The sequence below is a fragment of the Staphylococcus sp. MB377 genome, from assembly GCF_001922505.1.
In the GTDB taxonomy this organism is placed as follows: Bacteria; Bacillota; Bacilli; order Staphylococcales; family Staphylococcaceae; genus Staphylococcus; species Staphylococcus haemolyticus.
The window spans coordinates 282,424-308,541 of record NZ_MAON01000011.1 but is presented as its reverse complement, the minus strand read 5'-3'; the positions used below and the strand labels follow the sequence as shown (position 1 = coordinate 308,541).

The 26,118-nt window shown below is 33.1% G+C and carries 21 protein-coding genes and 2 pseudogenes; 18 read left to right on the top strand and 5 right to left on the bottom strand.

The window, feature by feature from the left end; all coding sequences use genetic code 11:
• Positions 1–204 precede the first annotated feature (204 nt).
• On the top strand, positions 205–1,188 hold the full coding sequence (locus tag BB045_RS03505; protein WP_070440378.1) for a metal ABC transporter solute-binding protein, Zn/Mn family: 984 nt from the start codon (positions 205–207) through the stop codon (positions 1,186–1,188).
• Positions 1,189–1,736: 548 nt separating this feature from the next.
• Positions 1,737–3,116 (top strand): trypsin-like peptidase domain-containing protein, encoded by a 1,380-nt coding sequence (locus BB045_RS03500; RefSeq protein WP_256722952.1) that lies wholly within the window; start codon positions 1,737–1,739, stop codon positions 3,114–3,116.
• A gap of 150 nt (positions 3,117–3,266) precedes the next feature.
• On the opposite strand, the pseudogene BB045_RS03495 reads toward BB045_RS03500, so the two are convergent.
• Positions 3,267–3,910 (bottom strand): annotated as a pseudogene (locus BB045_RS03495) (FMN-dependent NADH-azoreductase).
• A 130-nt stretch (positions 3,911–4,040) separates the two neighbouring features.
• On the opposite strand from BB045_RS03495, the gene BB045_RS12325 reads away from it, so the two are divergent.
• On the top strand, positions 4,041–4,322 hold the full coding sequence (locus BB045_RS12325) for a transcriptional regulator (protein WP_053036226.1): 282 nt from the start codon (positions 4,041–4,043) through the stop codon (positions 4,320–4,322).
• Positions 4,323–4,535: 213 nt separating this feature from the next.
• Here the strand turns inward: BB045_RS12325 and BB045_RS03485 are convergent, their stop codons facing one another.
• The gene (locus tag BB045_RS03485; RefSeq protein WP_070581202.1) at positions 4,536–5,759 is read right to left on the bottom strand and encodes an ArgE/DapE family deacylase; all 1,224 of its coding nucleotides are present in this window, start codon (positions 5,757–5,759) and stop codon (positions 4,536–4,538) included.
• Positions 5,760–6,062: 303 nt separating this feature from the next.
• Between BB045_RS03485 and BB045_RS03480 the strand changes: the two genes are divergently transcribed.
• From BB045_RS03480 to BB045_RS03435, 7 genes and pseudogenes are all read left to right on the top strand, one after another.
• A complete protein-coding gene (locus BB045_RS03480) occupies positions 6,063–7,115 on the top strand; it encodes a PTS sugar transporter subunit IIC (RefSeq protein WP_070581201.1) in 1,053 nt (350 codons plus the stop codon).
• A 505-nt stretch (positions 7,116–7,620) separates the two neighbouring features.
• Positions 7,621–8,805, top strand: a pseudogene (thrS, locus tag BB045_RS11835) (threonine--tRNA ligase); the annotation flags it as partial.
• Between the two features lie 190 nt (positions 8,806–8,995).
• Positions 8,996–9,817 (top strand): ATP-binding cassette domain-containing protein, encoded by an 822-nt coding sequence (locus BB045_RS03460; protein ID WP_070581200.1) that lies wholly within the window; start codon positions 8,996–8,998, stop codon positions 9,815–9,817.
• Positions 9,804–10,508, top strand: a complete 705-nt coding sequence (locus BB045_RS03455; RefSeq protein ID WP_070581199.1) for a hypothetical protein — start codon at positions 9,804–9,806, stop codon at positions 10,506–10,508. The genes BB045_RS03460 and BB045_RS03455 overlap by 14 nt, the downstream gene beginning before the upstream one ends.
• A gap of 51 nt (positions 10,509–10,559) precedes the next feature.
• Positions 10,560–11,018, top strand: coding sequence for a MepB family protein (locus tag BB045_RS03450; protein WP_070581198.1), 459 nt, complete (start codon positions 10,560–10,562; stop codon positions 11,016–11,018).
• 562 nt (positions 11,019–11,580) lie between these two features.
• The gene (locus tag BB045_RS03440; protein WP_075140471.1) at positions 11,581–12,648 is read left to right on the top strand and encodes an acyltransferase family protein; all 1,068 of its coding nucleotides are present in this window, start codon (positions 11,581–11,583) and stop codon (positions 12,646–12,648) included.
• 14 nt (positions 12,649–12,662) lie between these two features.
• The gene (locus BB045_RS03435) at positions 12,663–14,558 is read left to right on the top strand and encodes a DUF5776 domain-containing protein (RefSeq protein WP_070581196.1); all 1,896 of its coding nucleotides are present in this window, start codon (positions 12,663–12,665) and stop codon (positions 14,556–14,558) included.
• Between the two features lie 358 nt (positions 14,559–14,916).
• Here BB045_RS03435 and mntC read toward each other — a convergent pair whose 3' ends face one another.
• The 3 genes from mntC to BB045_RS03420 are packed head-to-tail and all read right to left on the bottom strand — an operon-like array spanning position 14,917 to position 17,415.
• A complete protein-coding gene (gene mntC / locus BB045_RS03430; RefSeq protein WP_053036223.1) occupies positions 14,917–15,846 on the bottom strand; it encodes a manganese ABC transporter substrate-binding lipoprotein MntC in 930 nt (309 codons plus the stop codon).
• Complete coding sequence (locus BB045_RS03425; RefSeq protein ID WP_070581195.1) at positions 15,843–16,679, bottom strand: metal ABC transporter permease; 837 nt, start codon at positions 16,677–16,679, stop codon at positions 15,843–15,845. Before BB045_RS03425 ends, mntC begins: the two co-directional genes overlap by 4 nt.
• Positions 16,672–17,415 carry a metal ABC transporter ATP-binding protein gene (locus tag BB045_RS03420; RefSeq protein WP_070581194.1) on the bottom strand — a complete coding sequence of 248 codons (744 nt, stop codon included), beginning with the start codon at positions 17,413–17,415 and terminating at the stop codon, positions 16,672–16,674. The genes BB045_RS03425 and BB045_RS03420 overlap by 8 nt, the downstream gene beginning before the upstream one ends.
• Positions 17,416–17,673: 258 nt before the next feature.
• Here BB045_RS03420 and BB045_RS03415 point away from each other — a divergent pair, with 258 nt between their 5' ends.
• The 8 genes from BB045_RS03415 to BB045_RS03380 all read left to right on the top strand — a co-directional run bounded on the left by BB045_RS03415 (position 17,674) and on the right by BB045_RS03380 (position 26,089).
• Complete coding sequence (locus BB045_RS03415) at positions 17,674–18,873, top strand: GTP-binding protein (RefSeq protein ID WP_075140470.1); 1,200 nt, start codon at positions 17,674–17,676, stop codon at positions 18,871–18,873.
• 224 nt (positions 18,874–19,097) lie between these two features.
• Positions 19,098–20,459, top strand: a complete 1,362-nt coding sequence (gene brnQ / locus BB045_RS03410) for a branched-chain amino acid transport system II carrier protein (RefSeq protein WP_070581192.1) — start codon at positions 19,098–19,100, stop codon at positions 20,457–20,459.
• A 299-nt stretch (positions 20,460–20,758) separates the two neighbouring features.
• The gene (locus BB045_RS03405) at positions 20,759–21,451 is read left to right on the top strand and encodes a class I SAM-dependent methyltransferase (protein WP_070581191.1); all 693 of its coding nucleotides are present in this window, start codon (positions 20,759–20,761) and stop codon (positions 21,449–21,451) included.
• Positions 21,448–23,001, top strand: coding sequence for an ABC transporter substrate-binding protein (locus BB045_RS03400; protein WP_070581190.1), 1,554 nt, complete (start codon positions 21,448–21,450; stop codon positions 22,999–23,001). Before BB045_RS03405 ends, BB045_RS03400 begins: the two co-directional genes overlap by 4 nt.
• Before the next feature lie 2 nt (positions 23,002–23,003).
• Positions 23,004–23,960, top strand: a complete 957-nt coding sequence (locus BB045_RS03395) for an ABC transporter permease (RefSeq protein ID WP_070581189.1) — start codon at positions 23,004–23,006, stop codon at positions 23,958–23,960.
• A complete protein-coding gene (locus tag BB045_RS03390) occupies positions 23,960–24,727 on the top strand; it encodes an ABC transporter permease (RefSeq protein WP_070440383.1) in 768 nt (255 codons plus the stop codon). Before BB045_RS03395 ends, BB045_RS03390 begins: the two co-directional genes overlap by 1 nt.
• Positions 24,694–25,461 (top strand): ATP-binding cassette domain-containing protein, encoded by a 768-nt coding sequence (locus BB045_RS03385; RefSeq protein WP_070581188.1) that lies wholly within the window; start codon positions 24,694–24,696, stop codon positions 25,459–25,461. Before BB045_RS03390 ends, BB045_RS03385 begins: the two co-directional genes overlap by 34 nt.
• Positions 25,454–26,089, top strand: coding sequence for an ABC transporter ATP-binding protein (locus BB045_RS03380; protein WP_053036214.1), 636 nt, complete (start codon positions 25,454–25,456; stop codon positions 26,087–26,089). The genes BB045_RS03385 and BB045_RS03380 overlap by 8 nt, the downstream gene beginning before the upstream one ends.
• Positions 26,090–26,118 lie beyond the last annotated feature (29 nt).

Sequence of the window (26,118 nt, the reverse complement as noted above, 5' to 3'; positions counted from 1 at the left end):
GGAAATAAATCAATAATCAAATCGTAATTATTGCTATTTAAAAAGTATACCTAAATCGATACATATTTTCAAAAAATGAATAATTAAGGGGGATTAAATGCATTTCTGATGTCTAACATTAATAATTTTAAAAATTAGCATTGACAATTAGACGGATTAATGTAAATAATAAAACGTAATGATTTTGATTTAGGAGATGTGTACATGTTTAAGAGAAGTATTATTTTATTATTTGTAGCTGTTTTAACATTATCACTTGCAGCATGTGGCAAAGGTGATAGTGATAAATCATCTGGTCATAAAGGTAAGTTAGAGGTTAAGACGACAGTTTACCCACTTAAATCATTTGCGCAACAAATCGGTGGTAAATATGTTGATGTTGAATCAGTTTATCCAAACGGAGTAGACCCACATACATATGACCCAAGTCAGAAACAAATGGTTGATATTGGCAAATCAGATTTATTCGTATACACAGGTGATAATTTAGATCCCGTAGCTAAGAAAATTGCAAAAGCAATTAATGATAAAGATAAAACATTATCTTTAGAATCAACATTAGATAAAAATAGTGACTTATTAAAAGGTGAAGAAGACGAACATGAGCATGAACATGGTGAAGAACATGAACACGGCGAAGAGCATGAGCATCATCATCATGGCAAGTATGATCCTCATATCTGGTTAGATCCTGTGATTAGTCAAAAATTTGCTAAAGAAATTAAAGATGAATTAGTTAAGAAAGATAGTAAACATAAAGATTACTATGAAGATAACTATAATAAATTAGTTAAAGACTTAAAAGGCATCGATAAAGATATGAAAGAAGCAGTTAAAGGTAATGAAGGTAAAACAGTTTATATTTCACATGACTCTATTGGTTATTTAGCTGATAGATATAACTTCAAACAAGAAGGTATTGAAAATATGAATGCTGAAGAACCTAGCCAAAAAGATTTAACGAATATTGTTAAACAAATTAAAGAAGATAAAGTGAAATATATCTTAGCTGAAGAAAATGTATCTAACAAAGTTGCCGACACAGTTAGAAGAGAGACTGACGCAAAAACAATTAAATTCTACAATATGGGCTCACATACGAAACAACAAGATGACGACAAAAATACGTACCAATCATTTATGAAAGAGAACGTTAAAGCGATTGAAAAAGCCCTTAAGAATGAATAATACGATATAAGATAAAAAATATTAATGCTTCATATCAAGGCCTCGTGATGATAGTCATGAGGTCTTTATTTATTAGAAGAAGAGGTAAGTCTTACCTCCCTATAGAAGGAAGATAGAATTAGGCAGGGATTAATGTTACGGTGATAATGAAATGTAGCATTAGAGGAGTTCATTAGAAATGTCTTTAGGTACGTTGGTTCATGTTATGTTTTATAAGCTATTCTTTATAATAGTCGGAATGGCAATTGTATTTGGCGTTTATCTGCAAAAGAGAAAACAAAAAATAGTAAGTCTAAATAATCATAAATATTTATTAAAATAGGCAGCTAGCAGATTAAATTCTACTAGCTGTCTTTTGTATATTTATGAACGTGTGAATAAATTGTTATAAATCAAAGTGATGACAATTCTATATTATATAATTTTAATATTTATTAAAAATCAAAAAACTATAAAAATGAATATTGCGGGGTACATTAATTAAGGTATATAATAAATTAAAGCTAAAATTTATTAATTTGAAACATGATGAAAGTAGGATGAGTATAGTGAACAAAGGGGTAGCATTAAAGAGATATTCACTTATATTAGTAGTCTTTCTGATAACGATGTGTTTATCTTATCTTTTTCAATTTAATGAAGCGCATGCTTCTACTAAAAGTGATCATTTAGGTGTACAACAAACATCTCAACAACAGGTCATTAGACAACAAAATAACTCAATAAATGTATCTAAAGATAAAGTTGTAGCAACGCAGCCTAAGGTACAAACGCCGTCTAAGGTAACAAATCGCAATCAAGCTTCGTTACAAAAGACAATGGCACCTTCTAAACGAGCACATGTTACTTCAACACATGTGACACCAAAAAGTACTAAAGTACAACCTTCATCGCAAAACTTTTCAAAACAAAAGCAAATACAGAAGCAACCAACTAAGGTTAACAAAAAAGTTGTCTCAACAAATAAAAAACCACAAAAAGTATCAAAAGTAACGCGCGCACAATCTGCGAAGCCGCAGTTATTAGCACAAACTACTAAAGTAAAAAGCAAATCAACACCGCCAAAAACATCAACACGTAAACCAACTACGAAAATGGCAGTTGTAACTAAGACTAAAACTGCGAAACCAAGTGCGCAAACAACAGTTAAAGCGTCTACAAAAGCATCATCAACGACGAAAAAGAACTATTACAATAAAGCACCTAAGCGTTGGCCATCTAATGTGCCTGGTGGAGATAATGTACGTGATTTCGGTCAAACGACGAAAGAATCAGGTATTGATGACGCTTTAAAAATTATGAAGAAATCAGGAAACAAAGGTGTAACCATTGAACATGCTAAGGCGAAAGATGCCAATATCGCAACAGTTTATAATTGGAATCCAAAAGCAAAACAATTAACATATGGCACTGGTACAGCAATTGGAAAGCATACGATTCTAACTGCGAATCATGTTGTTAATGATCAAAACGCGCATAAGCCTTTAACACCGTCACAACCACAAAATATGCGTATCAACATATTACAAGAGGGATCTAAAATTGTGCGTACCCTTGAAGTCTTTGGTGTTCAAATGCTGCAATATGGTGATGTTTCTCTAGTGTATACGTATGAAGATATTTCAAAGTATATGAAGATAAGAAAGATTGCATCAGAAAGTTCGATTAAAGCTATGAAGGCAAACACACCTATTCACATGTACCACTATGGTAAGCCGACTGGTAAATATAAAAATGATCCTGCCGGCACAATGTATCATTCAAAAGGGAAATATACGATGCCTGCACGTAATGTGAACCCGATTGGTTATTATCAAATGATGGCAGAACCAGGTTCTTCTGGTGGGGCAGTCTTGAATAGTAAAAATGAAGTGATTGGTGTCCATGCTTTCCGATTAAACTCAGGAGATTATAAAAATATAATTTAAATACGATGGCTGAAATCAGAGGTAAATTACGTAAAGAAATTATTGATAATATTGTTTAGTGATTCATTAATTTAATAAATTTAAAAAAGTGAGCGGGATGACATAACTAGGGTAATGTCATTGTCTTGCTCACTTTTTGTGTAATTGAAACTATTTTTGTGTGTAAAACGCATCGAATACGTTGTTTAAATCCTTGTTTGTAGCATCTAAGATTTCGTCTTCAGGTAAGACTGACGTACCTTGGGCACGAGAGATGTAAAACTCATCAAATCCCATGATTTCTTTAAACATTTCTTTTAAATAATAATATGAGAACTCAAGTGGCGTATAACGGTCGTCATTTGTATAGACACCACACTTGCTTGTAATAATAGTGTTTTATAATCATCTGTCATTAAGCCAACAGAACCATCCTCAGTATATTTAAATGTTTCTCTAGCAATCATAATGTTGTCGATGTAGTCTTTTAATCTCGATGTGATATTGAAATTGTGAAGTGGTGTTAGAATGACAATGCGATGGTTAGCTTTAAATTGATTTAATAAGAATGCCGACATATCAGCGATTTTTGTTTCATCATCTGATAAGGACTCGCCTAAACTTTGCTTATTACAGACATTTAATAATTGATCACCTTCGATACGAGGTACATCAATATCATATAAATTCAATTATTCAATTTCCCCGTTTGGAAATGTAGTTTTATATTTATCTAGAAATAAATTTTTTACTTTGACAGTATACGTTGATTCATTATTAAAATCTGGGTGGGCATTAATAAGTAGCGTCTTCATGATATGGCAAATCCTTTAAGTGTAGTAGCGTTATTATATATTTTTAGTATCCAAATAACTATAATTTCAATCTAAAATGGCTCAATATATTTGATAACGGGGTATCCATAGAATAAAGGGGAGATGTCGAATAGCAACAGACAAAAGTTTTCACGAAATATTTTTAAATAAAATTAATTCAAGCAAAATTAAAACGAGAAGTATGATGGGGGAGTATCTCGTATATTATGAAGGTGGTTTGTATGATAATAGATTGTTAGTTAAAGCCTCAAATTCTTCCCTCGAAAAGCTAGAAGGATATGAATTAGTATCGCCGTATCCGAATGCGAAAGAGATGATATTTATACCTAATATCAATGATATTGAAGACATCGAGACTTTGTTTTCAGACATAAAGAATGATTTACGATAATCATTTGCGAATAGGGGAAAAACTATCATAGTTGTCGTCGCAGTCGGTATTAAACAACGTGAACGTTATAGGGAAGGTAGACTACGGTCACTAACAGGTTAGTCTTACCCCTGAACCACAAATAAAGACACTAACTAAATAGACGTAGCATTAGACATCTTTAACCAACTAAGGTATGAATGTCCGTGCTACGTCTCGTTTTCTTTATATAAATTACTTTTCAGCCAAGTACTTAACTGCAACGTCTTTGTAGATATCGATGTATTTAAGATACATGTCCTTTTCTATATATTCATCCACTTGATGGGCCATAATCGTAATACCAGGACCAACAATAGCAAGATCTACATTATTAGGATTATCACCTAACAGACTTGAAGCATCGGTAGTACCAATGAATGCTGCGACAAAGACGTCTTCTTCATTCACGTAATGGGGTGCAACTTCAGTAATTACTTGAATTAAAGTGCTATCTTTATCACTTGTGACAGGACGATGATCACTTACGACTTCAAACGACAATGCTTCAGGATTAACCTCATCAACTGTCTGTTGGAATAGTGACTTAACAAAGTCATTATTATACTCAGGGACAGGTCTTACATTATATTCAATAGAGGCTTCCTCAGGTACAGAGTTGAATTGTTTGCCACCTTTAATAATAGAACCCATCAATGTAAATCCTGATGCGAAGTTTTCTTCTTCTTCGCTTAAAGTGCCCTTCATAAATTTATTTACCATTGGTGAAACATCTAGCTCATGTTGAAGGTCATGCTGTTTGATATTATCATATTTTGAATTTAATTGATTTATAAACTGGACTAACGTGTCTACTGCATTCTTCCCTAAAAATGGCATTGAACTATGGGCAGCAACCCCAGTGGCAGTCACTTTACACGCCATTGAACCTTTATGTGCATAGAATACCCCGTTGTCTGTAGGTTCTCCGATGATTAAGCCATCAATGTCATCTAAATAACCATCTTTAACAAATCGTTTGGCACCTTCTTGTTCTTTTTCTTCTCCAGTTGTCGCAAGTAAGCGTATTGTTCCTTTAGGTAAATCTCCAGACATTTTTAATTCAATAAGTGCGATAACCATTCCCATCAAGGCACCCTTCATATCCGTCGTTCCACGTCCATATAATTTGCCATCATGTTCTGTGAGTTTAAATGGCGGATAAGTCCATTTATCGTGACGCCCGGCATCAACTACGTCCATATGACCACTCATCGCTAATATTGGCGAACCGCTCCCGATTTCAGCTACTAAGTTCGCTCTTGTCTCGCTCACTTTTAATATTTTAGAAGGTATATCGTATTGTGCTAATAAGTTTTGTATATAATGACAGACTTCGATTTCGTTTTCATTTTCTGACTGAATTTCAATAATATCTGCTAGTAACTTAATTTTATCTTCCTCTTGAAAAGTACGCATATGTATCCCAACCTTAAATATGATATTAGTATTATCTATACATAAAGTGTAATTTATAAACATTATAAAGAATGTTCATCCTAATTTATTTTATGAAATTGCATGCAAAATGATATAGTATTCAAAAATAGGTTACATTAGTAATTGTTAATGTAATATAATATCGAAGTTGTGAACAGATAATGAATGTTACATATTTATTTTTTAAAGATTTAAATTAATGTGATTGAATTATTGATACAATACTTTAAAATCAAGATTAAAATTTATAAAAAAGAGAAGGCTTTTTGAGGTATAAGAATTATGGGCGAGAGAGAAATGATAACACCCAGAACATTTATATTTAATGTATTAAACGGTGTAGCTTTAGCAATTGTAGTAGGTATGATTCCAAACGCAATATTAGGAGAGTTAAGTAAATATTTGAGTCAGTATAACGATATATTTACGAAAGTAGCCTTTGTAACGCAAGGGATTCAATATTCAATTCCAATTTTGACAGGTGTATTAATTGCAGGACAATTTAAATTAACGCAATTACAAACCGCCGTTACAGGTGCAGCTGCCTTTGTAGGATCTGGCGCATCTACTTTCACAGATAATAAGTGGGTCATTGTTGGTATAGGAGATTTAATTAATACGATGATTACTGCATCGATTGCAGTCGGTATCATCTTATTGATTAGTGATAAATTAGGTAGTTTAAATATGATTGTGTTACCAATCGTTGGTGGTGCTGTGGCGGGAATACTTGGATTATTAATCTTGCCATACACTAAATTGATTACGTTAGGTTTGGGCGATGTTATCAATGGGTTAACCATTACGCAACCTATTATAATGACTGTATTGATTGCAATGATATTTTCTATATTAATTGTTTCACCTATATCATCAATGGGGATAGGTTTGGCAATCGGCATTTCAGGCTTGGCAGCTGGTTCGGCAGCAGTTGGTGTAGCAGCGAGTGCGATTATGCTTGCAGTAGGTAGCTGGCGTGTAAATAAACCAGGCGTTCCGATTACTGTATTACTCGGAGCAGTAAAATTAATGATGCCGACGTTGATACGTCATCCAATGATGATGCTTCCAATTGTATGTACGGCAGGTGTATCAGGATTTGTTGGCGGCTTGCTCAATATTAAAGGTACGCCAGATTCAGCAGGTTTCGGGCTCATTGGTCTTGTTGGACCGATTAAATCGTTAAATTTATTAGATATGGGTACAACGAGTGGCTTATTGATTATCGCTATTGCGTACATCATTGTTCCATTAATTTCTGCACTATTTTTCCATTATTTATTTGTAAAAGTATTAAAAATCTATGATCCAAATATCTTTAAATATCAAGTTTAAAATTATAAATGTCTAGTTGAAGTGTGTGAATGTAGCTTTGGCTAGATATTTTTGTTTTTTTAAAGTTATAAATTGTCAAAAAGGTAATTAATGTAGTTAATTTAATATTCTGATACACATTTGACTAACAATTAAGATAGATATATGATTATAAAAAATTAATACACGATTGAAGGACAAGAGCTATGTTGACGATTCACAGAGAGGGAATAAACACTGAGATACTCCTAATCTAAGAATATAGTTTACTACCTTTTCATAGATTACATGGAAACATGTAACGTTTCATGCGCGTTAATGCATGGCTAAAGTGTCATCTCTTAGTTGAGATGGAATGTTGGGTGGAACCACGGGTGTTACAAACTCGTCCCTCTTGTAGGGACGGGTTTTTTATTTATATGAATGTTTAAGGAGAGATGTATCATGTCTAATCAACAAATCAATATCCAATTTCCAGATGGAAGTAATAAAGCCTATCAAGCAGGTGTACGCGCTAGTGATGTAGCGAAATCATAGACGCTTAGGTAAACAGCTGAAATTATTCATGTTCTCTGAAGAAGCACCGGGTATGCCATTCTACCTATCCAATGGTCAGTTCATTCGAAATCAAATGGAAAGTTTCTTGAGAGAGGTTCAATTGAAACACGATTATGATGAAGTGAGAACACCGTTGATGATGAACAAACGACTTTGGGAAGAATCAGGACATTGGGACCATTATCATGAGAACATGTATTTCACTAAAGTGGATGAGAATGATTACGCGTTAAAACCAATGAATTGCCCGGGACATATGTTGATTTTCAAAAATGAACTTAGATCTTATAAAGATTTACCGCTTCGAATTGCTGAATTTGGTCAAGTGCACCGTCATGAATTTAGTGGTGCGTTGAATGGTTTACTACGCGTGAGAACGTTCTGCCAAGATGACGCGCATATCTTTATTATGAAGTCTCAAATCAAATCAGAAGTGCAAGAAATTCTGAAATTAATTGATTATATTTATTCAGTATTTGGCTTTGAATATAGTATTGAATTATCAACACGTCCTGATGATTACTTAGGAGAATTAGACTTATGGAATGAAGCGGAACAATCGTTGACACATGTATTGGATGACCTTGGATTAGACTATTCTATTAATGGGAGCCTTCTATGGTCCTAAGATTGATGTGCATATTAAAGATGCATTAAATCGAAGTCATCAATGTGCTACAGTGCAATTAGATTTCCAAATGCCAGAGAAATTCGAATTAACTTACATTAACGAACAGAATGGAAAAGAACGACCAGTTGTATTGCATAGAGCAGTATTCGGTTCACTAGACCGCTTCTTCGGTATTTTAATCGAACACTTCAAAGGCGCATTCCCACTATGGATGGCACCTGTACAAGTGAATTTAATTGGCGTATCAGATAATAATAATGGATACGTTCGTACAGTTGAAGAAGCACTAAGAGATGAGAATATCCGTGTTGCTATAGATGATAGAGAAGAAAAGCTTGGCAAAAAATTAGAGAAAGCCAGTTGAATAAAATTCCATACATATTAGTATTAGGTGACGATGAACAACAACATCATACTGTTTCAGTTAGAAAATATGCACATGATGAAAATGAAGCAATGGATATTCAAGCATTTATTGAAAAGTTAAAACATGAAATTAAAAGTAAAGCGTTATTAGTTTAATGATGTAACCTTGAATCAACCTAGCCTATCAGAGTATGAACACTTTGATAGGCTTTTTAAAGTCCTAAATATTAAATATAAATATGAAATTGTAGAATAATTATATAATGTATTTGAATAGTAAAATATTGTTTTTATAAGTAAGAAAGATACAATAAACATAACGTCTTTTATATTTAGGAGTATTGAAATGCAAGCATTTTCGATAGAGGGTAAGAACATTTCAAAAGAAATTAATCATCAAGCAATTATTAAAAATATGAGTATGAACTTTCCAAATAACTCTATTATTTTAATTGAAGGTAAGAATGGTTCAGGGAAAAGTGTTACTTTAAAAATGCTAGCCAATATAATGAAACCTTCTAGTGGATTGTTGAATGTTAAAGGTAACATAAGTTACGCACCAGATCATTTGCCAATGACTATTAATTTGACTGTTAAAGAATATCTGGATTTTATTGATAGTATAAGTATTAAAAAGCAATCTGACATTAAAATAAGTCAATTGACGCATCTGTTTAACTTAGAATCATTTTTGCAAAAAAGAATTCATGAATGTTCTAAAGGTACTCAACAAAAGGTGAATCTAATCCAGTGTTTAATTAAAAAAGCAGATATTTATATTATGGACGAACCATTTTCTGGTCTTGATAAAAATGCCATCGCAGAGTTAAAGTCGTTATTAATTCAATTCAAACAATTTGCAACAATAGTACTAACTTCACATGAACAAATAGTAGATTATACGTTTGTTACCCATCGATATAATATTGAACAAAATCATCTAATAGATAATAGTTCAACTAATGAGGATATGAAGATGTTGATTAAAATTCGACAAGTGTCAGAAAAAGATTTATCTATTATTTTAAAAGAACATGACTTTCAAATGAGCAAAGATGGAAGCATTATTGTAAATTCATCTCAAAGTAATCAAGTGATAGCATTATTAATCCATAACGGATATTTTATTGAAGAAGTAAGAAGGTATACAAAAAATGGCGTTAATTAAGTATCAATTTAAAAACTATATTAGAACTTATAAGCTAATAGCACCTTTTGTGACATTCTTTACGTTACTAATTATTATGTATTTTTATTCTGGTCAACCAATCATGTCTAGTTTTGCTAGCACATCAATGGTTCTTTTATTTGTAACTGGTTGGATAACTGTAACAATTATTGACGCAGAATCTCTTCAAGAAAAACAATTATTATTTACTCAACTAAAATCTAAAAGTACATATTTGACTAATAAATTAATATTTTCAATATTACTTATTTTACCGTTGGGTATGGTCGCAATTATTTATCCTATAATTACTTTTAGATTTGAGCATATACCTAATGTAATAGAAATTGTAATTGGTATTTATAATCATATAATTACAATAATCGTGGGCGTTCTTATTACAACCTTATTAAAAACAATTCCAAAACTATCTTATAAATTTGTTTGGTTAATAATGATGTTGATTTTTCTGTTTTCAATATTAAGAGTTGTTATAATTGAAGCTTTTTCTATTTCAAGCTATGTTCTTTGGATCTTCCCACCGATAAGTGATTTTATGATGATGTTAAATGAAGATATAATGCTTATCTTAAATAAGGATTTTCTTATAATTAATATATGGATGGTTGTCTACTTAGTAATTTTAACTACAGTTCTATATATTAATTTTAATAAATCAGAGTATATTTAATGCAAATAATATTGGCTATAAGTGAAATTAATATCATAAAAGGGGATATTTATGAAATCCATTGAAACGATGCAATCTTATCATTTGTTGGAATTGTTATTTTCAAATTCTGATGTTTCTTATGTATTAGAAGAATGGAATCAACAATATGAAGCGGTAGAAATAAAAACTCGAAATGGCCTATTCAAAAGTAGATTTGCTCAAAGGACACCTAATAAAAAGGGTTACTTTTTCGCTATGTGGAAGAAAGATGAAAATAATACGAATGTGCCGTTTACTGAGGATGATTTAGAGAATCAATTAATCGTGAATATTGTTGATGATAAGCGGAGAGGCCAGTTTATATTTCCAAAGGATATATTGATCAAGAAAGGTATTTTAAAAAGTGATGATTCTAAAGGGAAAATGGCATTGAGAGTGTATCCACCTTGGGAGACGGGGTTAAATAACACTGCAGCTAAGATACAAGTATGGCAGTGTGCATATTTTAATGAGATAGTGCATGAATAAATACTCAATCTACGCTATACAGTAATAAAAATATTATATGTAATTGGAGATAATCGATGGACGGTATCATTTCATTTATTCAAATGTTAGTAGTAGTACCTTATTCTATATTTTTGCTGGCAGTGTTTATGTATTGTATATGGAAATGTGTGTGGTTTGTAAATGATTTAATCAGGTTGTTGTTGGAGAACAATTTGAATATTAATGTTTCTGAGAACATGTCTTTTGTTATACTATTTTTCTCTATATTCTTTGGAGCACTGCTTTTTATCATCCCGTTTTACATTGTCGTCTTGTTAATTGGTAATTTTTTCCAAATGATTTTAGTGATTATAGGCATAATTATCATAGTTACAAAGCTAAAAAAATAAATAATAATTTATCTAGAGCATGCTATTGAGTTAGCATGTTTTTTAACGACTTATTTGTAAATATCAAAATAATTCATTTGTATTCTTTTGAAGTTATATAAATGACTATTGTACAATGAGAGTTGGTTGCGATTTTTTTAAAAATTCAAACATAAAGCAATCTTAGTTTAGTATGTAAAAGGGAGATACAAATGAGAGTTTATACATCGATTATTTTCTGGATGAGGACAATCGCGTGTTTAAGTGTTGTAATGATACATACAATAACAACGACTTTTTATAAATTTGACATGCCTAATGAAGGCTACTTGTTAAGAATTTTTCAATTGTTATTGCTATACGCGACACCGATGTTTGTTTTCATTTCAGAATTCTTGTTAGCTAAACAATATAAAACGAAAGTTAAAGATGGATTCTTTAAGCAAAAGCTACTAACGTTAGGGATTCCATATATCATTATTAATTTAGGACTTGCGTATGTGTATGGACATCCTAAGAATTTTGAAGATTATATGGATTCTGTTGTACTTATGATGTTCCATGGTGGAACATTAACTTATTTTATTGTAATTATTTTTCAGTTTTATTTACTACATATATTATTTGCTAAACATTTGGTCAAACTTAATCCAATCAAATTAGTTATCTACTCATTAATTATTACAACTTTATTCTGGGCTATGAGAAACTTCGTACCCGCACCAGAATCAATTTATTTGAATTGGTTGTGGCAAAGAGAAGGTTGGATGATATTTATTGGATGGTTGAGTTACTTCCTATTAGGTTTCTATATGGGGTATCATTATGAGAAACTAATGAATCATATTCAAAAATATACAATCCACATTTTGAGCGGAATGGTAATTATTACCATTTTTGTGGTTTGCAATTATTTATTTGGAATTTTAACTTTAGTCGACTCTAAACGTTTTGATACACCTATTTATGTGACACTGGTTATTTTATTATTCTTTTTAATTGCATCTTATTTCAAATACGTTCCAAGATTTATTATTTTCATTAGTAATTATTCATTTTCAATTTATTTAATTCATTACTTCTTTGTGCATAGATTAGGAGCGCTTCACGATCATCCGTTGTTAAACATCCTATTTACGTTTACATTAACAGTGACATTCTCAATATGTATCGCTTATGTAATGAATTTAAGTAAATTTGGTAAGTATATTGTTGGCGGTATAGGGAAAATGAAGTATGAAACGTATTATCAAAGTTATAAACAAAATTTAGTGGATTAAAAGGTGGGAGAAGTATGGCTAAATTAGTTTCAATTATTGTATCTGTTTACAATAAGGGGCAGTTTTTAGAAAAGTGCATAGAGTCTTTAATTGATTTAAAGATGGACAAGAATAATATTGAAGCGATATTTGTAGATGATTGTTCAACTGATGAGTCGGTTAACATTATCAAGCATTATGAAAAGGACTATGACTTTATAAAATTAATTCAATTACCTGAAAATACAGGTAGCCCTTCTGAACCAAGAAACATTGGAATGAGAGAGGCACAAGGTAAATATATTACGTTACTTGATGCGGATGATTGGTTAGATAAGGAAGGGTTCCCTCAAGTGATTGAGAAAGTGAATGCAGATGATGCCGACCTTGGTTATGGACAAAGTTATAAACATAAGTCTAAAAACGTGAAGCATCATGCTAAGTTTACTTCTTATAAAGAAGCATCACATTTAAAACCACAAGACATTAGTAAGATTTTTAGAGCAGTAGGACCACCAGGAAAGGTATTTAAACGAAGTCTAGTCATGGATAATCATATTGAATTTGAACATATGAAATATGGCGAGGATAAATTGTTTTTCTTTCAACTATTTGGAAAAGTGGACGATATCACAATGTCCACAATACCTATGTATCACGTAAATCGTTACGATGAAAATAAATCGTTAGTACAGCAAACATCAATGTTAGATAAAGCAAACTTAAATTTAGAAGTCCTGGATAGAACCTGTCATATGGATATGTCTTCAGAATTAAAGCATATGGCTTTAGCTAGAATAATTGAAGTAGACTTTATTTCTAGATTCCTTCGTACGAAGACATTTATTAAATCTGCAGATAAAGAGAAATTTTATGCAGTAATTGAAAAAGTTGAACAAAAAATAAAAGAGCAAGGCATTGATATCAATACATTGATTACGAATCCAGTATTCAAGCAAATCTACACGTTATATCATCATGCAGATGAATCAGTATTTGTTAATTTTACCAAGGATGTCGTTAATGACCAATGGCGCTATATTATTCAAGATGGCATTGTCTTTAGAGATTTCGTTCATCAATATGACATGATTAAACCTACTGTTGTTGATTGCTATCCAGTTTACGAAGGTACGCAAATGATGGGAGAAAACAAATACGAAGTCATTCGTGTCATGAAACCAGACGATATAAGCATTCAATCAGTGAGTCTCATTGAAATCAACAATGCGGCGAATGAATATGAAGTGACGTATAAATATAGCGACGATAAAATTTATGTTCCACATGAGGAATTTGAAAAGTTAAATAAAGATATCAATATTAATTTTAATGTGAATTATGGTGAGTCAGGACGCTCATTGGTGTATGCTTCATATCCAAGTTTTAATGATGTATTTAAAATGAAACGCCAAAATTTCAAAGTTGAATTTGTGCATAAAAAGAATGAAAATAAAACACAGCAAGTAACAAACCGTAAAAGTGAATATTTCACGAGAATAATGAATCCAATGATGACACTGAAAAAAATTAAAATATATAAAGATGTATCATTTAAAGAAGAAGTAGGTAGTCTAGAAGCGGGTACTAGAGTTGAAGCGTCAGATATTCAATATACAACAAAAGGCACACCTCGTCTGGTATTAGATGATGGTAGTATAATCACAGCGAATAAAGATTTTATTACCTTAATCAACACATCAGGATTAAACAAGTATATTACTGAGGTGCCTAAGAAAGTTAAAGTTATAAAAGCGTGTAAACTCTATGATTCACGTGATTTTAAAGACAATACAGTACGTAAACTTAAAAAAGGTGATGTATTACCTATCAGAGACATCATTTATACGACTAACTCAACACCACGCTTAGTAACACAAGAAGGTTTATTCCTAACAGCAAACAAAGATTTTATTAAAGTAATCAAATAATAATGAACCTAAGTGCAATAGCACTTAGGTAAGTAATTCTAAAATGGATTATGAAACTTAGTTGAGTGACGCCTGAGGGAACAGGATGAGTGTCGAGACCTCGGCTCGACCCAGCCCCCTAGGCAAGCATCTCAACTAAAGTGGAATGAAAATCCATTTTAGAATTGCTATAGAGACGGCACCCCAGGAACGCGAAGCAACTTAAGTGAGTGGATTATCTATCTAAGATCGCCTTTAGAGAACTACTTTAGAACTATTGAAACTAAAGAAGCCAGTAAATGAAGTTGTTAAAACTCATTTACTGGCAATTTTAATAGGAGGATGATTTCCATGGACTTACTACATGAATGACTACATTCTATTCCATGCTGCCATGGATTGTTTTAATATTATGCTTCATCATTTTATAATATGAATCTCCTTTCGATCCTTTTTCTCCAATTGAATCTGTAAATACTTCTCCGTAAATACTTTTACCTGTTTCCTCAGATAAGCTATTCATAGATTTTTTATCAACACTTGTTTCAACTAATAAATGTTTAATGTGATTATCTTTAACAAATTGGATTGCTTGTTTCATTTGTGATGGTGTACCTTGTTTTTCAGTATTAATCTCCCAAATATAACCTGGTTTAATATCGAAGGCTTTTGAGAAGTATTTGAAAGCACCCTCACTTGTAATCATGGCACGCTCTTGTTTCGGAATATCATTGAATTTATCTTTACTGTCTTTATTTAACTTTTCAAGTTGAGCAAGATAAGCATCACCTTGTTTATGATAATCAGCTTTATGTGATGAATTTGCTTTTACGAGTTGTTCTTGAATATTCTTAACGTATTGAATACCATTATCCAGACTTAACCACGCATGTGGATCAATCTTATCTTTATTACCAGTTTCTCCGTTTAAATAAATTGGTTTAACTCCTTTAGACACCGCGAAGACTGACTTGTCATTAGTAGATTTACCCGCTTGTTCTAAAGCTTTCTCAAACCAACCGTTACCAGATTCTAAATTGAAACCATTGTAGAAGATAACATCCGCGTCAGTAAGTTGTTTAATATCTTTCGGTTTAACTTCATATTCATGCGGGTCTTGTCCGACAGGCACAATGCTATGAACATCAACCTTGTCTCCACCAACCTGTTTGACCATGTCATAAATAATAGAATTAGTTGTTACGACCTTTAATTTGTCATGACCTTTAGAGTGTTGCTCACTTGAATTTGAACCACAAGCTGCGAGTACTAAGATTAATGCAATTAGTAATGGAATAAATTTTTTCATGTTATTTGTACACCTCTATACTTTGTTTTTATTTTTGAAAAGAGAAGAGTCAAGATATAAATACTAAATGTTGCAATAACAATCGTTGCACCACTCGGTAGATTGTAAATAAAGCTAAAGTATAATCCTATGATAGAACTTACTATGCCTATTAAACTTGCTACAATCATCATTGAATATAGATTCTTTGTGATTAAAAAGGCAGTCGACGCCGGTGTAACAAGTAATGCAACGACTAAGATAATGCCGACAGTTTGAATACTCGCGACGGTTACTAAGGCGAGTAACAACATTACAAAATAATGAATCATTGTTGTATTCAATCCGCTCACACGACTGAATGTCGCATCAAAAGTTGAAATCATTAATGGACGATAAAGTATGACAATGAGTAGTATCACAATGACGCCAATAATGATGGTTGTCCAAAATGTTTGTCGGGTAATAGCGAGTAAATTTCCGAATAAAATATGATGCAAATCCGTCGTACTATTAATAAGACTAATAATGATGACACCCGTTGCGAGAAACGCAGTGAAACTAATACCAATAGCTGCATCAGGTTTTGTTTTACTATTATTTGAAATATAGCCAATTAATAAACTTGCGATCATGCCAGTGACTAATGCGCCGATGAACATTGGAATATTGAATAAGAATGACAACGCCACACCAGGTAAAACAGCATGACTCATCGCATCTCCCATCAACGACAATCCACGGAGGATAATCAAACTTCCTACAGTTCCACACACAATACCTACGACAATAGATGTAATTAAAGCGCGATTTAAGAATTGATAATCGAATAAATGTTGAATGAAATCAGTCATTAGATATGTCACTCCCTTCTTTAAGAGTAGAAGTCACATTAAATAGAAATGTCCGGTTTAAATATTGTGGCTGCATCGCTTGATGGCTAGGACCGAAAAATCTAACTGTACGATTAAGTAAAAGAATTCGATCAAAATATTGTTCAGCTTTCGACAAATCATGATGCACAATGAGAATAAGTTTGCCCTGATTTTTTAAATGTTGAAGCTTTTCCATAATGAGTTGTTCACTATTAAAGTCGATGCCAACAAATGGTTCGTCCAATAGATAGATGGTACTATCAGACATTAAAGCTCTTGCCACAAGTACACGTTGCAGTTGCCCACCACTAAGCTCAGAAATTTGTTTATATTGTAATGATTCCAAGTCTAAGTCTCTTAATAATTTATGAAACTTCATTTTTGACGCGTGATCGACGCGTCTGAACCAGCCGATGGTTTGGTAACAACCAGACAAGATGACTTTTTCAACATTGATTGGAAAGTCCAAATCTAATTGTGCTTTTTGAGGAATATATGTAATATATTGCAATTGTTTATGTATGGATTTGCCATATAAATTCATCTCGCCACTCGCGTTAAACGATCCAATTAAACTTTTTAATAAAGAGGATTTACCAGCACCGTTGGGTCCCATAATGCCAATAATTTCTCCAGAAATTGGAATCTTTAAAGTAATATCTTTAAGCACATGTTTATGATTTAAATGCAAATTCATGTTGCTAATGTCTATCAATCAATTACCTCCTAAATAAAAGTTTAGGTTAACCTAATTTATTTTATATTAAACATCGAAAACAGTGTGTGTCAAGTCAAGATAGTCAATAAAAATGTGGTAATAGTATAAATTTGTTTCCGAAACTAAGGTCTAAAGTGGGCGTTAATTATTGATATTGCTGTATTTAATGAAACGTGGCTCGATTGACAATTAAATAATTAAATGTAAAATATAAAACGTAATTATTACGATTTATAAAAAGAAAGGTATGATTTTATGGGCAAGATACCTGTAACGGTATTGAGTGGTTACCTTGGATCAGGTAAAACAACATTACTTAACCACATTTTAAATAATCGGGAAGGTCGTCGAATTGCTGTTATTGTTAATGATATGAGCGATGTCAATATTGATAAAGACTTAGTTGCAGATGGGGGTGGACTATCAAGAACGGATGAAAAACTAGTAGAACTGTCAAATGGTTGTATTTGCTGTACGTTAAGGGACGATTTATTACAAGAAGTTGAGCGCTTAGTAGAAAAGGGGAATATTGATTATATCGTGATTGAATCTACAGGTATATCTGAACCGGTACCTGTGGCTCAAACATTCTCTTATATTGACGAAGCATTAGGTATCGATTTAACGTCAATCTGTAAACTCGATACGATGGTAACTGTTGTGGATGCTAATCGATTTATTAATGACATTAATTCCGAGGATTTACTTGTGGATCGTGATCAAGGTGCAGATCAAACAGATGAACGCTCAATTGCGGATTTACTTATTGATCAAGTGGAATTCTGTGATGTTTTAGTGCTAAATAAGACAGATTTAGTAACCGAAGCAGAATTAACTAAATTAGAAAATATTTTAAGAAAGTTACAACCAGATGCACATCTAATTAAAACAACAAATGCCGAAGTTGATATTAACGAAGTATTAGATACAGGTTGCTTTGACTTTGAACAAGCAAGTAACTCTGCAGGATGGATAAAAGAATTAACTGAAGGTGGTCACGCGGAACATACACCTGAAACAGAAGAGTATGGGATTGGTTCTTTCGTTTATTCAAGACGATTACCGTTTCACGCGAAACGTTTCAACGATTGGTTAGAACAAATGCCTAATAATATTGTTCGTGCAAAAGGTATCGTCTGGTTGGCACAATATAATCAAGTTGCATGTCTACTATCACAAGCAGGTTCATCTTGTAATATTAGTCCGGTAACTTATTGGGTGGCTGCGATGTCCAAAGAACAACGAGAACAAATTTTAAATCAGCGACCTGATATTGCGCAAAGTTGGGACATAGAATATGGTGACAGAAACACTCAATTTGTGATTATAGGTACTGAATTAGATCAAGAAAAAATTGTGAAAGAATTAGACCAGTGCTTAGTCAATGGTGATGAAATTGATAGCGACTGGAATCAATTAGAAGATCCATATCATTGGCAGATTCGAAAAGCTTAAACTCACGACATAGTAAAGCAATAATATTTTAAAAGTAACACTTAAGATGGCTTTAACACCTTGCACATTGCGTTAAAGTAAGTTAACGCTCTGTGGCGAGGTGTCTTTTTTATGAAAGAACATCTCAAATGATTGATGATTTAAATTTATTGAATATTTTGAACAAATCAACACTAAATTTATGTATAATAGCTAGTAAACATATAATAGGAGAGATATGACACATGATGAAACAAAAACTTTCAATCAAAGAAAATATATTTATTGGTTCGATGTTGTTTGGCTTATTCTTTGGTGCAGGAAATTTAATCTTTCCTATTCATCTTGGACAAACAGCAGGTTCAAATGTTTGGCTTGCGAATTTAGGTTTCCTAATTACAGCCATTGGACTACCTTTTCTAGGTATAGTAGCGATTGGTATCTCCAAAACAAATGGCGTCTTCGATATTTCATCTCGTGTGAGTAAAGGCTATGCGTACGCATTTACGATTGCTTTATATTTGGTAATTGGACCATTCTTTGCTTTACCAAGGCTTGCAACAACATCGTATGAAATTGCATTTTCACCATTTATTTCAGCAGGTACTGGAAAAATTGTATTACCGATATTTAGTATTTTATTCTTTCTTATAGCATGGTTTTTCTCAAGAAAGCCATCTAAAATTTTAGATTACATAGGTAAATTCTTAAATCCAGTATTTTTAGTATTACTAGGTATCGTAGTTGTCTTAGCATTTATTAAACCAATGGGCGGTATTAGTCATGCGCCAGTAAGTGCAAATTATAGTGATAGTGTCTTATTGAAAGGGTTTATAGACGGTTATAATACGCTAGATGCACTCGCATCACTCGCTTTCGGTATTATCATTGTGACAACAATTAAGAAATTAGGTATTACTAATCCAAATGGGGTTGCTAAAGAAACTTTCAAGTCAGGTTTTATAAGTATCGTAGGAATGGGCATTATTTATACATTGCTCGCTTTAATGGGTACGATGAGTTTAGGTCATTTTAAAATGAGTGAAAATGGTGGTATCGCACTGGCTCAAATTGCGCAGCACTATCTTGGAGATTACGGTATTATCATTTTATCTCTAATCATTATTGTCGCTTGTTTGAAGACAGCAATTGGTTTAATTACTGCATTTTCAGAGACATTTACAGAACTATTCCCGAGAATGAATTACCTTTGGTTAGCAACAGGTGTAGCGTTACTCGCTTGTATCTTCGCTAATGTCGGGTTAACTAAAATTATTATGTATTCAACGCCGGTATTGATGTTTATCTATCCGTTAGCGATTACACTGATTTTATTAACGCTTGTCAGTCCATTATTTAATCATTCGACAATTGTTTATAAATTTACAACGTTCTTTACAATGTTTGCAGCGTTCTTTGATGGTGTAAACGCAAGCCCGGAATTTTTTGCAAAGACATCATTTGCACAAGCGTTAATAAGTTTCGCTGAACGTTATTTACCGTTCTTTACAATTGGAATGGGTTGGATTGTTCCGGCAATCATAGGATTTGTAGTAGGACTTATCGTTTATTTAATTCGTTCTCGTAGACAAACTCAAACAAAATAAATATTAAATAATAACATGTAAGCCTGGGACATAAATCAATGTCTCAGGCTAAAAATATATATTGGCAGTCGTTGACTGAATTAAAACGATCTTGTAACAAGCATCTTTTTAATTCTAGTCAACCTTACCGTAGAAGGACGAAGGAATAAATTTTTGAAAAAATATTATTTCTGTCCCGCTCCCATAGCTTATTTTTTGCATTCAATCATAACTTTTAAAATTCTTATTGTGTAATTGTACATAGTGTAGTACTATTTAAAACGTAATTATTACGATTTAAAATGAGCGAGGAGAATTAGATGACTAAGAGTTATGATGTTTGGTGGCAAAAAGGCCAAGAATCAGATGATGATATGGCGCGTGACCATCAAGAAGCTTGGGAGAGAACTATAGAAATGCTTGATACATCGGATATCAAAGGGAAGACAATCTTAGATGTGGGATGTAATCAAGGCGGATTTTTAAGAAAATTATATGACACAACGCCATTTAAAGAAGGGGTCGGCATAGATTTAGCACGTTTATCTTTAGAAAAGGCAGAAACTTTAAAAGGTGAACGTCCACTTACATATTATTTAACCGATAAACCACAAGAGACAAATAGAACATTTGATACTGCTGTAAGTACATCTGTCCTGTACTTAATCGAAGACATTCCACAACATGCACAAGATTTAAAAGAAGTGTTGAAACCGGGAGGCGTTTACTATGCTTCATTCGCTGATTTAACCAATAATCCTAGTCGTCAATTTATGGATGACACGATTAATCAATACGGCGCAACACCTTCTCAGAACCATTCTTTAAAACACATCGTTGATAGCTTTGTTGATGCAGGGTTTGAAGTTGCAGTAATGAAAGAACCTGTGCCTGACGTGATTGATTTAACACATTATAGTGATTTTTATCTATCACCAAATGATTATCTACAAACATTTTATGAGGAATCATTTTTAATTAAAGCAAGCGTGAAAGAAGGTATCAGTAAATGAAAAAGCGTGTATTAATTACAATGGCAGCAAGCGCAACGCTCTTATTAGCAGGTTGTGGGAATGACCAAAAAGAAGATAAAAATATCACAGTATCGCTACCTACTGAAGCGAAAGCAGATAAACTTGACGCACAAGGTTATGACGCCGCAATGCCAGTCTATAGTGCAGTATATGATGCATTAGTTAAATATGATAAAGATAAAGGTGTGAAAGCTGGTTTAGCAGAAAAATGGCATGTTGACGACTCAGGAAAAGTCTATGAATTCCATTTGAAAAAGAACGTTAAATTCTCAGATGGCTCAGCTTTAGATGCTAAAGCAGTGAAATTCTCGATTGAGCGTGCGAAAGCGATGAACAAAGATACGACTGTAGAAACGTTAAAAAAATTGGATAAGGTTGTTGTTAAAAATGATCATGTTGTCCAAATTAGATTGAAGTCACCATCAAATCAAGTTTTGAATGAATTAACACAGGTGAGACCGTTGCGTATTATGAGTCCACATTCCGTTGAAAATGGTAAAGTAAATGGCAAATTTGAAAAAGCGATCGGAACAGGTGCCTTTGTCGTTGATAAAACTGGCAAAGAAAAAACGACAATGAAGCCAAATAAATATTTCAACCATAGCCATCCCGTAAACTACAATCTTGCGTTCCAAACGATTGAAGATGGAGATTCAAGAAACTCAGCAGTACAAAGTGGTTCTGTAGATATTTCTGGTGGTGCTTTAGGAATGCTGTCAGATCAACAAATTAAGCAAGACAAGAAAAATAAAAACTTAATTGTTGAAGATAAACCAAGTACAGTAAGTCATTTCATGGCATTTAACCCGGATAATGATGTATTAAAACAGCGTACAATCCGTGAAGCCATTAGTAAGAGCATCGATACAAAAGATATTGCGGGTAAATCTGTAAATGGTTTATTCCAGAAGAACGTAGAATTTGTAAATAAAGATAATCAACAGGCACATGACTATGATGTAAAAGATGCTGAAAAGTTACTTAAAGAAGCAGGTTATCACAAGAACAGTGACGGTATTTTTGAAAAAGACGGTAAATCATTAACATTTAATTTGGTTATTCAAACGGCAGAGTTCCCAAGTTGGAAAGATAAAGCGGAAAAAGTGCAACGTCAACTTAAAAAAGCTGGCATTAAGTTAAATGTGAAAGCGTTAGATTCACAATCATACTATGATACGTTATGGACGAAAAAAGATTATGACCTCATCTTCTATAGAACGTATTCAGATGCCTTAATGCCATATAATTTCATGAGTTCAGTATTTAAAAATAATGATGGCAAGTCAGGTGTATTAGCTAATGATAAAACATTGACTCAGCAACTAGATGACTTCCCAACAACTGTATCTAAAAAAGAACAACAGCGTTCATTTGATGAAATATTCAAACACTTTAATCAACAATATTATGGTGTGCCTATTGCTTATCCAAATGAAACCTTTGTCGTTAGTGATAAAGTGAAGCAATTCAAATTCTCTGGACTTACTGATGCTCCTATTGATTATAAAGCGTTGAAAGTTAATGAGTAACAATGCTTAAACGAACAATAAAATTAATACTTTACTTAATCGTAAGTTCGTTTATTATATTCGTTTTAGTCGAGAAGACATCAGGTAATCCAGCGATACTATACTTACAACGTCATGGTTATACGTCGATTACCCAGGAAAATATTGAAGCAGCACAACATAAACTTGGTTTGGGCCAGCATTTTTTATTAAGATATATCGATTGGATTGGACATGCACTTACTGGTAACTTGGGATACAGTTTTAGTACAAATGAGCCAGTAACAACTATGATTATGGAGGCCGTCATTCCAACATTAATATTAATCGTTGTTTCAAGTTGTATTATGTTGCCATTGGGTTATATGGTTGGTTATTTTATTGAAACGCGCCCACATACTCGATACGCGAATGGTATTCGTGGATTCGCTCAAGTGATGACTTCTATGCCGGAATATTGGTTAGCCATTTTGTTTATATATTATTTAGGAGTACGTTGGCAGTTGCTACCTTTTGTAGGTAGCGATTCTTGGCAACATTTCGTGCTACCCATCTTCACCATTGTTGTTATAGAAGGATGTCATATCTTATTGATGACATCGCACCTTATTGCGCAAACATTAGATAATGATGCGTATCAACTTGCTCAGTTAAGACATTACTCATTAAAGGCGCGTATCATTGTCCAGATTAAAGAGATATTTGCACCACTCATGACCATTTCAATTAACAGTGTGATTCATTTAATAGGAAAAGTAGTCATACTTGAAGTAATCTTCAGCATGTCTGGTATAGGGAAATTATTAATTAATGCTATCAATCAACGAGATTATCCACTTATTCAAGGTATTGTGGTCTTTATCATCGTCTTAATTATGTTCATTAATTATTTAGGCGACATTATCATTTTAAACAATGAACCTAGACTTCGACGACGACATACCAAACGCCAAGCCCATGAGAAAAGAGGTGTGTCGTGATGAAAAAATATCAAACTTACATCGCCATAAGTACAGTGTTAAGTGTGATGTTTGTGCTAATTGTATATTGCTTTATGCAAGACACACAAAACTTGGACCCACTTCAATCACCTAATAGCCAACATTGGTTAGGCACGGATCAATTAGGCAGAGATTTCTTTGTTAGACTGATTGTAGGTAGCCTAGTCACATTAAGCTTAACTAGCGTGGTAATTCTGTTAAGTGTTTGCATTGGACTGGTCTTTGGGTTAATTGCAGGTATAGAAAGAAAATGGTTAGACCAAATCATCATGTTTATTGCTGATATGCTATTGGCAATTCCTTCGTTTATTATTGCATTAGTCATCTTAAGCTTAGTAAGTAATTCAATGCTAGGTTTGATACTTGCCCTTACGATTGGATGGATAGGCCGTTATTTACGTTATTTCAGAAATTTAACACGAGATATTCAAAAACGTCCCTTTGTCAGTTATGCAAGGCTAAGTGGTAACTCAACATTTAGAACGACAGTGGTACACGTGATTCCGCATTTACTAAGTAATATATTTGCTTTGGTCACGGCTGACTTTGGCAAAATGATGCTAAGTATATCTGGACTTGCCTTTTTAGGTCTAGGTATTAAACCACCGACGCCCGAGTTAGGAACCATTCTCTTTGACGGGAAAAGTTATTTTAATGGTGCACCTTGGCTCTTCTTCTTCCCTGGTGTATTGTTAGGAGGTTTCGCCTTATTATGTCAAATGATCAACAAAAAAATAACGCAATGAATACTGTAGTTAAAGTCAATCAATTATCCATCTTAGATCATAATCGGTCATTGTTAAACGATGTGAATTTGATAATAAATAAAGGTGAATTTCATTGCATTATAGGTGAGAGTGGTAGTGGGAAGTCATTATTGACGAGAACTATTCTTGGAATGAAACCATCACAACTAAGCTATCAAGGAGATATCAAGATTGATTTAAATAAGGCGGATGCCGTTTTTCAAGATGTTCAAAGTAATATGTTTCAAAACGTGACCTTGGCTAAACATTTTCAATATATTTATGAAGCTAACCATTCACAACTATCTAAACAAGATATCAAGGAAGACGTCTTAGATAAAATGCAATTACTCGGTTTAAATCAAGGTGAACAATTACTTAAACGATATCCCTTCGAACTTAGTGGAGGTATGGCACAACGTGTAGCCTTTATAATGTCATTAATTAGACGTCCGGATCACTTATTTTTAGATGAACCGACGAGTGCGCTAGATCAAGAGAATGTTAAAAAGTTTATGCACTATTTGATTAAGGCACAGGAACATTATCAAATGACAATTGTCTTTATTACACATGATATTAACTTAGTTAAGGATTATGCCACTCATATTAGTATTATGCAGCAAGGTCAATTGATTGAAAGTGGTGGGGCATCATCCATTTTAGCTAACCCCACACATAGCTATACGAAAAATTTAATTACTATCGCACATCGGAGACAGGCCTATGCTTAAAATTGAAAGATTAACTAAATACATTGATGGGAAACTTATCTTCAAAGATATATCATGTGCAATTAGTGACCAACATTTACTTATAAGTGGTGAAAGTGGCTGCGGTAAGTCTACGTTAGCCAAGATTATCGCCGGATTAGATATGAATTATCAAGGTGACTTATACTTTAATGGCCAATTGCGTAAGTCATATACGGCAAAAGAATGGATGAAACACATCCAATATGTGCCTCAGTATCAACGTGACACATTAAACCAGCGCAAAACTGTATTATCTACGCTATTAGAACCACTTAAGAATTACAAATTTGATAAGCAGAGTTACACATCAAGAATAGAAGCGGTACTTAGACAATGCAAGTTACCACAAAGCATACTTAATCAAAGCATTTCGACGCTAAGTGGTGGGCAATTTCAACGTGTATGGATAGCGAAGGCACTAATTCTAGAGCCAGAGATATTGATATTAGATGAAGCAACGACAAACTTAGATGTGATTAACGAGGAAGAAATACTTCAAATGTTAATTACGTTAAAGCAAACGCAATTAATCATTATTACACATGATGCGTACGTCTTGAGTCGCTTTAAAGGCGTTCAGTTACAACTCAAACAATTGAATAATTAGAGTCAAACCTCCTGATAAGGTATATACTT